This window comes from Rhodococcus sp. NPDC003382 (assembly GCF_053589135.1).
Map to the genome: position 1 here is coordinate 114,880 of NZ_JBSFRH010000005.1, position 13,335 is coordinate 128,214.

Genomic DNA, 13,335 nt, shown 5'->3' on the forward strand with positions numbered 1-13,335 from the left:
GGGCAAACCTGCCCCCTGGCGACAGCCAGGCAACCTGCACAGCTGCGACGCATGTCGGACCCCGGGTGCACCATGGACGAGTGACCGACGCCGTCCTCGACCGCTTCTCCGCGCCCACCCGCGAGTGGTTCGCGGGCGCGTTCGCGGCCCCCACTCCCGCCCAGCTCGGGGCGTGGGAGGCGATCTCGTCGGGGCTCCACACCCTCGTCGTCGCGCCGACCGGCTCCGGCAAGACCCTCTCGGCGTTCCTGTGGTCGCTCGACCGGCTGGCGGCCGAACCCCGCGACACCCGCACGACGCGGGTTCTCTACGTCTCGCCGCTGAAGGCATTGGCCGTCGACATCGAACGGAACCTGCGCTCTCCCCTTGTGGGGATCACCCAGACCGCGAAGCGCCTCGGGCTGGACCCACCCGAGATCACCGTCGGGGTGCGCTCGGGCGACACCACCCCCGCCGACCGGCGCAAGCTCGTCCAGAAGCCGCCGGACATCCTCATCACCACCCCCGAGTCGCTGTTCCTCATGCTCACCTCGGCGGCCCGCAGCACGCTCGCCGGTGTGGAGACGGTGATCGTCGACGAGGTGCACGCGGTCGCCGGAACCAAACGCGGCGCGCACCTCGCGGTCTCCCTCGAACGGCTCGACCTCCTCCTGCCGCGCCCGGCGCAACGGATCGGCCTGTCCGCGACGGTGCGTCCCCACGAGGAGGTCGGCCGGTTCCTGACCGGGCAGGCCCCGATCCGTATCGTCGCGCCCCCGGCGACCAAGACCTGGGATCTCACCGTCCGGGTGCCGGTCGAGGACATGACCGAACTCGGCGTCGCGGCGCCGGAGGCCGAGATCCCGGGCGAGGATCCGTTCCCGGCCACCCCGCAGGCCGGCTCGATCTGGCCACATGTCGAGGAACAGCTCGTCGACCTCATCACCGCCCACCGGTCGACGATCGTGTTCGCGAACTCGAGGCGTCTGGCCGAGCGACTGACGGCGCGGCTCAACGAGATTCACGCCGAACGCACCGGGGCCACCGTGGATCGGGAACCGCGCCCGCCCGCGCAGATCGGTGCCCCGACCGAGGTGAGCTACGGCGCCGAACCGCTGCTGGCCCGCGCCCACCACGGCTCGGTGAGCAAGGATCAGCGCGCGCTGATCGAGGACGATCTCAAATCGGGCCGGCTCGCGTGCGTCGTCGCGACGTCGAGCCTCGAACTCGGCATCGACATGGGCACCGTGGATCTCGTGATCCAGGTCGAGGCCCCTCCGTCGGTGGCCGGCGGACTGCAACGCGTCGGGCGCGCCGGCCACCGGGTCGGCGAGGTCTCCCGCGGTGTGCTCTTCCCCAAGCACCGCACCGACCTGATCCACTGTGCGGTCACCGTCGAACGAATGGTCGCGGGCCGCATCGAGGCCCTGCAGGTACCGGCGAACCCGCTGGACGTGCTGGCCCAGCAGACCGTGGCCGCAGCCGCGCTCGAACCACTCGACGTCGACGACTGGTTCGAGACCGTGCGCCGCACCGGATCGTTCGCGACACTCCCCCGTTCGGCCTACGAATCCACTCTGGACCTGCTGGCCGGACGGTACCCCTCGGACGAATTCGCCGAACTGCGACCGCGTCTGGTGTGGGACCGTAACGAAGGCACGCTCACGGGGCGTCCGGGAGCGCAGCGTCTCGCGGTCACCTCCGGCGGGACGATTCCCGACCGCGGTCTGTTCACCGTCTACATGGTCGGCGAAAAGGCCACGCGGGTAGGCGAACTCGACGAGGAGATGGTGTACGAGTCGCGGGTCGGCGACGTCTTCGCGCTCGGCGCGACCAGCTGGCGGATCGAGGAGATCACCTTCGACCGTGTACTGGTCTCCCCCGCCTACGGCCGACCAGGCCGGTTGCCGTTCTGGCACGGCGACGGCCAGGGCCGGCCCGCCGAACTCGGCGCAGCTCTGGGCGAATTCGTCCGCGAACTCGGACACGCCACCCCGGAGGACGCCGAAACCCGCTGCAAGGAAAGCGGGCTCGACGACAACGCCACCAGGAACCTGATCCGGTTGCTCGACGAACAACGCACCGCGACCGGGCACCTGCCCACCGACCGCACCCTCGTCGTCGAACGGTTCCGCGACGAACTCGGCGACTGGCGGCTCGTATTGCACTCACCGTTCGGGCTGCGGGTGCACGCACCCTGGGCACTCGCGGTGGGCGCACGCCTACAGGAGCGGTTCGGTGTCGAATCCAATCCGACGGCTTCCGACGACGGCATCATCGTCCGGTTGCCCGACACCGAGGACGACCCGCCCGGCGCGGAGATCTTCGTCTTCGACCGCGACGAGATCGAGGATCTGGTCACCGAACAGGTCGGCGGGTCGGCCCTGTTCGCGTCCCGGTTCCGGGAGTGCGCGGCCCGCGCCCTGTTGCTGCCGCGTCGCAACCCCGGCAAACGCGCACCGCTGTGGCAGCAGCGGCAGCGCTCGGCCCAGTTGCTGGACGTGGCACGCCGTTACCCCACGTTCCCGATCCTGCTCGAGACTGTCCGCGAATGCCTGCAGGACGTCTACGACCTGCCCGCCCTGCGGGACCTGTTCGGACGCATCGCCCGTCGGCAGATCCGCCTGGTGGACGTCGAGACCGCCACCGCGTCCCCGTTCGCGAGTTCGCTGCTGTTCGACTACGTCGGCGCATTCCTCTACGAGGGGGACAGTCCCCTCGCCGAACGCCGCGCGGCCGCCCTGTCGCTGGACTCGTCGCTGCTCGCCGAACTGCTCGGGCGCGTCGAGTTGCGGGAACTGCTCGACGCCGACGTCATCGCCGCGGCCGAACACGAACTGCAACGGCTGGTGCCGGACCGGCGCGCCCGGGACGCCGAGGGTGTCGCGGATCTGCTGCGTCTGCTCGGGCCGCTGACCCTCGCCGAACTACGGGAACGGAGCACCGCCGACCCGGCGGAATGGATCGCCGATCTGGCCGCCCGCAACCGGGTGCTGGAGGTGTCGTTCGCCGGCCACGTGTGGTGGGCGGCGATCGAGGACGCATCCCGGTTGCGCGACGCCCTCGGCGTGCCGCTGCCGATCGGCGTGCCCACGGCGTTCGTCGAACCGGTTGCCGATCCGCTCGGCGACCTCGTCGGGCGGTACGCCCGCACCCACGGACCGTTCACCACTGCCGAGGCTGCGGCGCGGTTCGGTCTCGGCGCCGCCGTGGTCCAGGACGTCCTGCGCCGCCTCGCCGACGAGAAACGCGTCACGACAGGCGAATTCCGTCCCGGTGCGACCGGATCGGAATGGTGTGACAGCGAGGTGCTGCGGCGATTGCGTCGCCGCTCCCTCGCGGCCGCGCGCCAGGAGGTGGAACCGGTCAGCACCGCGACCCTCGGACGATTCCTGCCCGCGTGGCACAACATCGGCGGCGGGCTGCGCGGCATCGACGGGGTCGCGGCCGTCGTCGACCAGCTCGCCGGGTTCCCGGTCCCGGCCAGCGCCCTGGAACCGCTCGTGCTCGCGCCCCGGGTGCGGGACTACTCCCCCGCGATGCTGGACGAGCTCACCGCGACCGGTGAGGTGCTGTGGTCGGGCGCCGGCTCGATCTCGGGCAAGGACGGCTGGGTGTGCCTGCACCCGACCGACGCGGCATCGACCACCCTGGCGCCACCCACCGACATCGAGTTGAACGACATCCACCGGGCGATCCTCGATGCGCTGGCCGGCGGCGGCGGGTTCTTCTTCCGCCAGCTCGCCGACGCGCTGGCGGCGCAGGGCCTCCAGGTCAGCGACGCGGCCGCCGCGGCGGCGCTGTGGGATCTGGTGTGGGCGGGGCACATCGGCGGCGATACCCTCGCACCTCTGCGCGCCCTGATCGGGGACACGTCCCGCGCCACCCCGGCGCACCGCGCACCCCGCCGCGCACCGCGTTCGCGCATGTACCGGGGTCGCCCGGCTCTGCCGTCGCGGACCGGACCCCCGACGGTGGGCGGGCGGTGGTCGCTGCTGCCCGAACCCGAACCGCAGTCGACTGTGCGCGCCCACGCGACCGCCGAACTCCTGCTCGAACGGTACGGCGTGGTGACGCGCGGGGTGGTGGCCGGCGAGTCCGTGCCCGGTGGATTCGCCCTGATGTACAAGGTGCTCGCGCGTTTCGAGGAATCGGGCCGGTGCCGTCGCGGCTATTTCGTCGATTCGCTCGGCGGTGCCCAGTTCTCGACGCCCGAGGTCGTGGATCGGTTGCGTTCCTATGGCGAATCCCTCGAGGGTCGCCACGCCGAGACCCCGGCGGTGACGCTCGCGGCATGCGACCCCGCCAATCCGTACGGCTCGGCGCTGCCGTGGCCGGCGCCGCGCGCCGACGACACGACCCGGCACCGTCCGGGCCGCAAGGCCGGCGGGCTGGTGGTGCTGGTCGACGGGAGGCTGGTGCTGTTCGTCGAGCGCGGGGGCCGCACCCTCCTGACTTTCGACGACGATCCCGGCGTGCTGCGCGTGGCGTGCGCGTCGCTCGCGGCCACCGTCAAGCGAGGCAGCGTCGACAAGATCGTGGTGGAGAAGGTCGACGGGCGTTCGATCCACGGACACGATTTCGCGGCGCTGCTGTCCGAGGCGGGATTCTCGGCGACACCGCGCGGCTATCGGTTGCGGGCCTGACATGCCCGAGGGCGACACCGTGTTCCGGACCGCGGCGCGGCTGCACGCGGCGCTGACGGGAAAGACGTTGACGCGCTCCGACTTCCGGGTTCCGCGCTACGCCACCGTGGATCTGTCCGGCGCGGAGGTGACCGGCACCGTCGCGTACGGTAAGCACATCCTGACGCGGTTGCCCGAGCACACGGTGCACACGCACCTGATGATGGACGGCGAATGGCAGATCTACGCCCGCGGCGCCCGCTGGCGCAAACCCGGTTTCCGTGCGCGCCTGGTTCTCGAGACCGCCGATGTGCAGGCGGTGGGTTTCGACCTCGGGATCGTCGAGGTCCTTCCTCGCGACCGCGAGTCCGATGCCATCGGGCATCTGGGCCCGGATCTGCTCGGCCCGTCGTGGGATCCGGCTCCGGCAGCCGCCAATCTCGCACGCGATCCTGCTCGGCCCATCGGACTGGCGTTGCTCGATCAGCGGGTCCTCGCCGGTGTCGGGAACGTGTACCGCAGCGAACTGTGTTTCCTGCGCGGGGTGCATCCCGCAGTGCCCGTCGCCGACGCCGGCGACGTCGCCGCGTGGGTGGATCTGGCACACAGGCTGCTCGTCGCCAACCGCGACCGCGCCGTGCGCATCACGACCGGCGACCGCCGTCCGGGCCGGAACCTGTGGGTGTACGGGCGGGCCGGACGACCGTGCCTCCGCTGCGGCGGCACGGTCGTGTCCGGCACGCTGGGCGCCGCGAACGACCCGGAGCGGATCTTCTACCACTGCCCGCGCTGTCAGCGAGGCACGGATCGGTGATCGCGCACCTCAGTGATTGCGCAAGGCCTCGATCAGCTCATCCTTGCGCTTCGACGAGTATCCGGTGAGCCCGATCTCCTTGGCGCGCTTCTTCAGTTCCGCGACGGTCCAGTCCTCGTACGAACCGGACTTGCCGCCCTTGTGCCCCACCGACGACCGTCCGCGCGAGGCGGCGGCATTCGCGATTCGCGCGGCCTTCTCCTTCGAAGCACCGTCGTCACGAAGCTCCTCGTAGAGTTTCTCGTCCTTGATCGAGGGGTTCGGCATCGCATTCTCCCTTCGTCGGGTGAGGGATACCCATCCTGGAGGCCGTGCAACCGTGTCCCCCAGGTGCAGGATCAACCGCGTCCGGCGCGCTCGACGAGTTCGACGCAGTGCTGCACGAGCGTTTCTCGGGGCACGACGATCGTGCCTTCGAGGTAGCCCATGAACAGGCTGGTCAGCGCACCGACCAGCCCGACCGCGACCATGTGCCGTTTCTCCGGGTCCTCGATGGGGAGCTGCTCCCGCACGAGTGTCACGAACTGAGGCGCCAGTTCGACGCCGCTGGTGCCGATCGCCGGTTCACGCAGCGGCGCGAGCAGCAGTACCCGCCCCATGGCGGGCTGATCGACCATCAGCTCGACGAACACGCGCACGGCGGCGTCCGCGCGCTTGTTCGGGGGCGCTCCGGCGACTGCTTCGATCAGTGCCGTGCGCGCGCGGTCGCCGACCTCGTCGTAGACGGCACGGACGAACTTGTCCCGGTCGCCGAAGCTTTCGTAGAAGTATCGTTCGGTGAGTCCGGCGGCGCGGCACACCGCCCGCACGTTCGAGGCCGACCGGTCGACGGCCCCGAGCAGCTCTATTCCGGCCTCCAGAAGGGCCTCGCGTCTCACGCGCCGACGCTCCTCGAGGGCGGTGCCCGCCCAACTGCGGCGCGTTGGTTCCACGGCTCGATCCTGTCGTTGACCCCTGCGCGCCGGAATTCTACTCTGACAACATGCGTAGTCAGAACTCCTCGGTGCCGCTCGGGCCGGATTCGCTCACCTGGAAGTACTTCGGCGGGTGGCGCGGCATGCTGTTCGGGCCGTGGGCCGGGTCGATGCAGAACATGCATCCGGGCCTCGGCGCCGGCGTCGAACAGCATTCGAAGTTCTTCGACGAACGCTGGGAACGGTTGTACCGATCGCTGTATCCGATCTACGGCGTCGTGTTCGACGGACCCCGTGCCGCCGAGACCGCACGCCAGGTGCGCGGATACCACGACACCATCAAGGGCGTCGACGCCCGCGGCCGCAAGTACCACGCGCTGGACCCGGACACGTTCTACTGGGCACACGCCACCTTCTTCTACAGCCTGGTCGTGTCGATCGAATGGTTCGACGGCCCGCTGTCACTCGCCGACAAGCACCGGCTGTTCGACGAACACGTGCAGTGGTACCGCCTCTACGGGATGTCGATGCGCCCGGTCCCCGAGTCGTGGGAGGCGTTCCTCGAGTACTGGGACCACATGTGCCGGAACGTTCTCGAGGACAACAAGGCCACCCGGGACGTCCTCGACCTGTCGCAGCTCGACCGGCCGCCGTTCCTCCGGTGGTTCCCGGATCCGATCTGGCGAGGCGTGCGTCCGGTCGTCACCCGCGGATTCCTGTGGCTGACCGTCGGCCTCTACGACCAGCCCGTGCGCGACCTGCTCGGCTTCTCGTGGTCACGCCCCGAGGAGCGCCTCCACCGGGTGATCGGGCGGGCGATCGGTCTCGGTACCCGGCTCGTGCCGTGGCGTTATCGCTACCATCCGCGGGCCCGCGCCGGGTGGGACCGTGAAGCCGGCCGGATCCCGGGCGATGCGCCGCTCGTGCACACCCCGGCACGGAACCTGCCGCCGCTCGACCGCCGCGACCTGCCCATCCACTACAGCCCGAAGGTTCCCGCACACGAAAGCCGGTGACAACCACAGACGACGACCCACAGACGACGACCCACAGACGACGACCCACAGACGACACAGAAGCACGCAGACGCGGTCATCGCATGCCACCCTTGTGTGCATGAAGGTCGATGCCCACGCCGTGCTGCACGGTCCCCTGTTCTCGCGGAGTCAGCCGCTCGACCGGAGCAACGCCGCCAGCCGCATCAGTGCCTACATCTACGGCAACATCCTGGTGCTGGCGGCGCTCGTACCGGTGGTGACCGAAGACAAGTACGTCGGCATCGCGATCGTCCTCGGCACCACGTTGTCGACGTTCGTCGCCCACGTCTTCGCCGAGGCGGTCGGGCACAGTGTCCGGGAGGGTGCGCAGCTGACCGCTGCCGAGCGCCGGGCCGAGCTCCGCAACTCGGTACCGATCCTCAGTTCGGCGGTGATGCCGTGCGTGATCCTGGCGATCGGATGGATCGGCTGGCTCGAGCCGCACACCGCGCAGCTGCTCGCCGAGATCGCGGTGCTCGTGCGGATCGGCGGCATCGTCCTCGTCATCGGCAGACTCAACGGCAAACGTCCCAGCAAGGGCTGGCTCACGAGTGCCGCGGTCATCATGCTGGTCGCCTTGTCGGTCGTGCTCACGAAGGTCCTGCTCACCCACTGATCCGGGACCGCCGAATGCGGGATCCCGGGCCGTACCGGGACTAGTGTCGGAGCATGACCGCGCCCGCCAACGTCACCGCCATCGAGCGCAGCACCTCCCGGCCGTGGGAACAGTGGGTCCGCTGGCTCGACGAACTCGGCGCAGCCGAGCTGGATCACCGGGACATCGCCCCGCACGTGCAACGTGAACTCGATTCGCTCGGCGTCGCGAACGCGGGTTGGTGGGCCCAGTCCGTCACCGTCGCCTACGAACAGCACATCGGCCGGCGCGTTCCCGGCCAGCAGTCGGACGGAACCTTCTCCGCCGCCGCGAGCCGCACCGTCGACGGATCACCGGACGACGCGCTCGCGGCGTGGACCGCTCTGGTCGGCGGCCGTACCCGCCTCGCCGACCGGGATCTCACCGACGACCCGACGACCTCCACGACGCCGAAGTGGCGGTACTGGCGCTGCGCGCTCGACGACGGCACCCGCGTCGAGGTCACCATCGGTGAGAGCGGCCCCGGCAGGAGCCGGATCGCGGTCGCCCACAACCGGCTTCCGTCCCCGGATTCCGCGGACGACGCGAAGGCGTTCTGGAAGGACCTGCTCGCCGAGCTGTGAGCGGGCCGCGCGGTTCCCGGCCGGCGCGATGGTTCCCGGGTGGTCAGCCCCAGACCGGCACCGGTTCGAGGATCTCGGCGCGGGCCTCGGGTGCCGCCGCGCGCAACGCGTCCGCGGACTCGTCGTCGGGTCGGCTCTGCGACCGGATCTCGGCGTCGACCCGTGCGCGGTACGTATTGATCTCCCGCTCCACCGCCTCCGCATCCCAGCCCAGGATCGGGGCGACGAGACGCGCGACCTGCTCGGCGCAGTGCACCCCGCGGTGCGGATACTCGATGGCGATCCGGGTGCGCCGCGCGAGCAGGTCCTCGAGGTGCAGCGCGCCTTCGGCGGCGGCCCCGTAGGCGACCTCGACCTGAAGGTACTGCGGCGCATCGGTGAGAGGTTGCAGCAGTTCGGGTTTGCCGTCGGCGTAGGCAAGCACCTCCTCGAGGAGCGAGCCGTACCGGTCGAGCAGGTGCTTGATCCGATACGGGTGCACCCGGTACTGCTCGGCGAGGTGCATCGTCTGGTTCACGAGCGCGAAGTACCCGTCGGCGCCCACCAGCGGCACCTTCTCGGTGATCGACGGCGCGATGCGCGACGGAATGTCCTCGGCGGCCAGATCGACGGCGTCCTCGGCCATGACGCGGTAGGTGGTGTACTTGCCGCCGGCGATCGCCACCAGCCCGGGCGCCACGCGCGCGACCGCGTGCTCGCGGGACAGTTTCGAGGTCTCGTCGCTCTCCCCCGCGAGCAGCGGACGCAGACCCGCGTACACCCCGTCGATGTCCTCGGGGGTGAGCGGGGTGACGAGCACCTCGTTGACGTGGTCGAGGATGTAATCGATGTCGGCCTTCGTCGCCGCGGGGTGCGCGAGATCGAGATTCCAGTCGGTGTCGGTGGTGCCGATGATCCAGTGGTTGCCCCACGGGATGACGAACAGCACCGACTTCTCGGTGCGCAGGATGATCGCGGAATCGGCGACGATCCGGTCGCGGGGCACCACGATGTGCACGCCCTTCGAGGCACGCACCCGGAACCGGCCGCGTTGACGCGACAGCGCCTGGATCTCGTCGGTCCACACCCCCGTCGCGTTGATCACCACGTGTGCCTTGACCTCGGTGACGGTTCCGTCCTCGGAATCGCGCACCTGTACACCCGACACCCGGTCCGCTTCCCGCAGGAACCCGACGACCTGCGTCGACGTGCGCACGACCGCGCCGTAGTGCGCCGCCGTCCGCGCCACCGTCATCGTGTGCCGGGCGTCGTCGACGACCGTGTCGTAGTAGCGGATCCCGCCGATGAGCGACGACCGCTTGAGACCCGGCGCCATGCGCAGTGCCCCCGACCGGGTCAGGTGTTTCTGCGCGGGTACGGACTTCGCCCCGCCCATCCGGTCGTAGAGGAAGATCCCGGCGGCGATGTACGGCCGTTCCCAGACCCGGTGGGTGAGCGGGAACAGGAACTCGAGTGGCTTGACCAGGTGGGGGGCGAGCGTCGTCAGCGACAGTTCCCGCTCGCGCAGCGCTTCCCGGACCAGACCGAACTCGAGCTGTTCGAGATAACGCAGGCCGCCGTGGAACATCTTCGACGACCGGCTCGAGGTGCCCGAGGCGAAATCCCGTGCCTCGACGAGGGCGACCCGCAAGCCGCGGGTCGCGGCGTCCAGTGCGGCACCGGCACCGACCACGCCGCCACCGATGACGACCACATCGAACTGTTCGGAACCCAGTCGCTGCCACGCCTCGCGGCGCTGCTCGGGCCCGAGGATCTGCACACCCGCTTGGTTGGTCACCGCGCCACTCCTGTGCCTCGTCGACGTATCCGGACCCAGGCTAGTAGTTTTCGATTCGTACCGCTGACCAGGACGCAACCTTCAGACCACCGATTCGAGCGAGGACGCCGTGAACCAGTACATCGCCGCGATCGACCAGGGCACCACGTCGAGCCGCTGCATCGTGTTCGACCACGACGGCCGTATCGTCTCGGTCGCGCAGACCGAGCACGAGCAGATCTTCCCGCGCTCGGGATGGGTCGAACACGATCCGGAGACGCTGTGGACGAACACCCGCGAGGTCGCGGCACTGGCGCTGGCGAAGGCCGACCTGCCGCGCGGAGCGGTCGTCGCGATCGGCATCACGAATCAGCGTGAGACCGCCGTGGTGTGGGACCGCACCACCGGCAAGCCGGTGTACAACGCGATCGTGTGGCAGGACACCCGCACGGATCGGCTCATCGGCGAACTCGCCGGGGACGCCGGCGTCGACCGGTACCGCGAGGCGACGGGACTGCCTCTGTCGACGTACTTTTCGGGCCCGAAGGTGCGCTGGATCCTCGACAACGTCGAAGGCGCCCGGGAGAAGGCGGAGGCCGGGCAGCTGGCGTTCGGCACCGTGGACAGCTGGATCGTGTGGAATCTGACCGGCGGCGTCGGCAACGGCACGCAGGAACCGGGTGTGCACGTCACCGACGTCACCAACGCCTCGCGCACGATGCTGATGAATCTCCGGGCGCTGCAATGGGATCCGCAGATCTGCGCGGACTTCGGGATCCCGATGTCGATGCTGCCGGAGATCCGCAGTTCGTCCGAGGTGTACGGCTACGCACGCGAGCGCGGTCCGCTCGCGGGGGTTCCGGTCGCGGGCATCCTCGGCGACCAGCAGGCCGCCACCTTCGGGCAGGCGTGCCTGTCGCCCGGCGAGGCGAAGAACACCTACGGCACCGGAAACTTCCTGCTGCTCAACACCGGCACCACGCCGGTGCGCAGCGAGCACGGCCTGCTCACGACGGTCTGCTACCGGATCGGTGACGCTCCGGCGGTGTACGCGCTCGAAGGATCCGTCGCGGTGACCGGATCGCTCGTGCAGTGGCTGCGCGACAATCTCGGAATCATCCGCTCCGCAGCGGAGATCGAGGACCTCGCCGCGACCGTCCCCGACAACGGCGGCGCCTACTTCGTGCCGGCGTTCTCCGGGCTGTTCGCGCCTCGCTGGCGCCCCGACGCCCGCGGCGTCATCGCGGGTCTGACCCGGTTCGTCAACAAGGGCCACCTGGCGCGTGCCGCCCTGGAGGCGACCGCGTACCAGACCCGCGAGGTCATCGAGGCGATGCGCGCGGATTCCGGGGTCGATCTGAGCACCCTCAAGGTCGACGGCGGCATGGTCGTCAACCGCACCCTGATGCAGTTCCAAGCCGACATCCTCGGGGTGCCGGTGGTGCGTCCGGTGGTCGCGGAGACCACCGCGCTCGGCGCGGCCTACGCGGCCGGTCTCGCCGTCGGATTCTGGGAGGGCGAGGAGGACATCCGCCGCAACTGGGCGGTCGGCGACACCTGGGAGCCCGCACTCGACGAGACGGAACGCGAGCGGCTGTACGGCGAGTGGAACAAGGCGGTCGAACGAACCTACGACTGGGCCTGAGCCCGGGCCGGCGGGCGGGCGCCCTCGGCGGTCCGCACCGCCGCGCCCAGGCGCCGGACGGCCTCGGCGAGTTCGTCCTCCGCGGAGGTGGCGAAACACAGCCTCACGGAGTGCGTGTGGTCGCCTGCCACCGCGAACGCATCACCCGGAACGAAGGCGACACCGAGATCCGCTGCGACAGGGAGCAATTCGGCGGCCGGAACCGCGGTGGGCAGCGACGACCAGGTGAACATGCCGCCGCGCACCGGCGAATACGTCACGTCCGGACCGAATTCGGCCGTGAGAGCGGCGGCCAGTGTGTGCGCGCGGGCACCGTAGGTGGCGCGCAGGGTCGTCAGATGGGCGTCGAGCCAGGCGGTGTCGGCGAGCAGATCCGCGGCGATCCGCTGGGTCAGCGACGATCCGCACAGATCCGCGCCCTGCTTGAGCAGTTCCACGGACGCGCACACGTCGCGGTCGGCGAGCAGCCAGCCGACCCGCAGCGCGGGGGCGATGATCTTCGACGCGCTCGACAGCCGGATCACCCGGTCCGTGTGGGAGGCGACCGGTGCCGGAGGCGGTGTACCGAACCACAGGTCGCCGTACGGATCGTCCTCGACGATGCGGAATCCGTAGCGATCGGCGAGTGCCGCGAGGTGCGCCCGCCGCGGCGCCGACAGAACCGCCCCGCGCGGATTGTGGAAGGTGGCGACGGTGTGCACGAGCACCGGCCGCGCGCCGCGCGCGAGCAGTTCCTCGAGTGCATCGGTGTCGAGGCCGTCGTCGTCGACGGGGACAGAGGCGAGGGTGGCCTCGGCGGCCCGGAACACCTGCAGCGCCCCGGTATACGCGGGTTCCTCGACGACGACGAGATCGCCCGGGTCGAGCAGCGCCTGCGCGATCAGGCTCAGGGCCTGCTGCGAACCGTGGGTGACGACGACCTGCTGCGGATCCACCGTGCGGCCGAGGCGTCCGCTCTCGCGGGCGGCGATCACCGTGCGCAGGTCCCCGAGCCCGCAGGTCTCGGTGTACTGGGCGGTCGCGGGATCGGCGAGCGCGGACGCGGCGGCCTCGGCGAGCCGCGCGGTGGGCAGCAGTTCGGCGGCGGGCAGGCCGCCGGCGAGGCTGATCACCTCGGGACGGGCGGTGACTTCGAGCAGATCTCGGATGGCGGAACTGGTCAACCCGTCCAGACGGCGGGCGCGGATACGTGTCATGGGTACTCCACGAGCAGAGGGGTGGTGAGCGAAGCAGCACCGAGCGTCCGGATCTGCGGGCGGAGGGATGCCGTGACGAGCGGTCGTGGGTACGACCGACCCGGGAAGAGCTTACCTCATCACGGCACCACCATGTGAACACGCCGTCTCA

The 13,335-nt window shown here is 70.2% G+C and carries 10 protein-coding genes; 6 read left to right on the forward strand and 4 right to left on the reverse strand.

Annotated features, from left to right (window positions below):
* The first annotated feature begins 80 nt into the window (after positions 1 to 80).
* Together ACWDUD_RS05815 and ACWDUD_RS05820 are read left to right on the forward strand one after the other, a co-directional pair.
* Positions 81 to 4,625, forward strand: a complete 4,545-nt coding sequence (locus ACWDUD_RS05815) for an ATP-dependent helicase (protein WP_450108645.1) — start codon at positions 81 to 83, stop codon at positions 4,623 to 4,625.
* 1 nt (position 4,626) lies between these two features.
* A complete protein-coding gene (locus ACWDUD_RS05820; RefSeq protein WP_450108646.1) occupies positions 4,627 to 5,418 on the forward strand; it encodes a DNA-formamidopyrimidine glycosylase family protein in 792 nt (263 codons plus the stop codon).
* A 9-nt stretch (positions 5,419 to 5,427) separates the two neighbouring features.
* Here ACWDUD_RS05820 and ACWDUD_RS05825 read toward each other — a convergent pair whose 3' ends face one another.
* Positions 5,428 to 5,685, reverse strand: a complete 258-nt coding sequence (locus tag ACWDUD_RS05825; protein WP_450108647.1) for a DUF7218 family protein — start codon at positions 5,683 to 5,685, stop codon at positions 5,428 to 5,430.
* A 71-nt stretch (positions 5,686 to 5,756) separates the two neighbouring features.
* Entirely contained in the window at positions 5,757 to 6,350 is a 594-nt protein-coding gene (locus ACWDUD_RS05830; protein ID WP_450108648.1) for a TetR/AcrR family transcriptional regulator, read from the reverse strand.
* 50 nt (positions 6,351 to 6,400) lie between these two features.
* On the opposite strand from ACWDUD_RS05830, the gene ACWDUD_RS05835 reads away from it, so the two are divergent.
* The 3 genes from ACWDUD_RS05835 to ACWDUD_RS05845 all read left to right on the forward strand — a co-directional run bounded on the left by ACWDUD_RS05835 (position 6,401) and on the right by ACWDUD_RS05845 (position 8,587).
* Positions 6,401 to 7,348 carry an oxygenase MpaB family protein gene (locus ACWDUD_RS05835; protein ID WP_450108649.1) on the forward strand — a complete coding sequence of 316 codons (948 nt, stop codon included), beginning with the start codon at positions 6,401 to 6,403 and terminating at the stop codon, positions 7,346 to 7,348.
* A gap of 100 nt (positions 7,349 to 7,448) precedes the next feature.
* Complete coding sequence (locus tag ACWDUD_RS05840; protein WP_450108650.1) at positions 7,449 to 7,985, forward strand: hypothetical protein; 537 nt, start codon at positions 7,449 to 7,451, stop codon at positions 7,983 to 7,985.
* Between the two features lie 53 nt (positions 7,986 to 8,038).
* Complete coding sequence (locus tag ACWDUD_RS05845; protein ID WP_450108651.1) at positions 8,039 to 8,587, forward strand: hypothetical protein; 549 nt, start codon at positions 8,039 to 8,041, stop codon at positions 8,585 to 8,587.
* Positions 8,588 to 8,630: 43 nt separating this feature from the next.
* Here the strand turns inward: ACWDUD_RS05845 and glpD are convergent, their stop codons facing one another.
* Positions 8,631 to 10,364 (reverse strand): glycerol-3-phosphate dehydrogenase, encoded by a 1,734-nt coding sequence (gene glpD / locus ACWDUD_RS05850; RefSeq protein ID WP_450108652.1) that lies wholly within the window; start codon positions 10,362 to 10,364, stop codon positions 8,631 to 8,633.
* A gap of 109 nt (positions 10,365 to 10,473) precedes the next feature.
* On the opposite strand from glpD, the gene glpK reads away from it, so the two are divergent.
* Complete coding sequence (glpK, locus tag ACWDUD_RS05855; RefSeq protein ID WP_450108653.1) at positions 10,474 to 11,988, forward strand: glycerol kinase GlpK; 1,515 nt, start codon at positions 10,474 to 10,476, stop codon at positions 11,986 to 11,988.
* Here the strand turns inward: glpK and ACWDUD_RS05860 are convergent.
* Positions 11,973 to 13,184 carry an aminotransferase-like domain-containing protein gene (locus tag ACWDUD_RS05860; RefSeq protein WP_450108654.1) on the reverse strand — a complete coding sequence of 404 codons (1,212 nt, stop codon included), beginning with the start codon at positions 13,182 to 13,184 and terminating at the stop codon, positions 11,973 to 11,975. The two genes, glpK and ACWDUD_RS05860, sit on opposite strands and share 16 nt — an antisense overlap.
* Positions 13,185 to 13,335 lie beyond the last annotated feature (151 nt).

What these genes read in the sequence shown, in the direction of transcription:
- ACWDUD_RS05820 (WP_450108646.1), top strand. Translation starts at nt 4,627, where the DNA reads ATGCCCGAGGGCGACACCGTGTTCCGGACCGCGGCGCGGCTGCACGCG.
- ACWDUD_RS05825 (WP_450108647.1), bottom strand. Translation starts at nt 5,685, where the DNA reads ATGCCGAACCCCTCGATCAAGGACGAGAAACTCTACGAGGAGCTTCGT.
- ACWDUD_RS05835 (WP_450108649.1), top strand. Translation starts at nt 6,401, where the DNA reads ATGCGTAGTCAGAACTCCTCGGTGCCGCTCGGGCCGGATTCGCTCACC.
- ACWDUD_RS05840 (WP_450108650.1), top strand. Translation starts at nt 7,449, where the DNA reads ATGAAGGTCGATGCCCACGCCGTGCTGCACGGTCCCCTGTTCTCGCGG.
- ACWDUD_RS05845 (WP_450108651.1), top strand. Translation starts at nt 8,039, where the DNA reads ATGACCGCGCCCGCCAACGTCACCGCCATCGAGCGCAGCACCTCCCGG.
- ACWDUD_RS05860 (WP_450108654.1), bottom strand. Translation starts at nt 13,184, where the DNA reads ATGACACGTATCCGCGCCCGCCGTCTGGACGGGTTGACCAGTTCCGCC.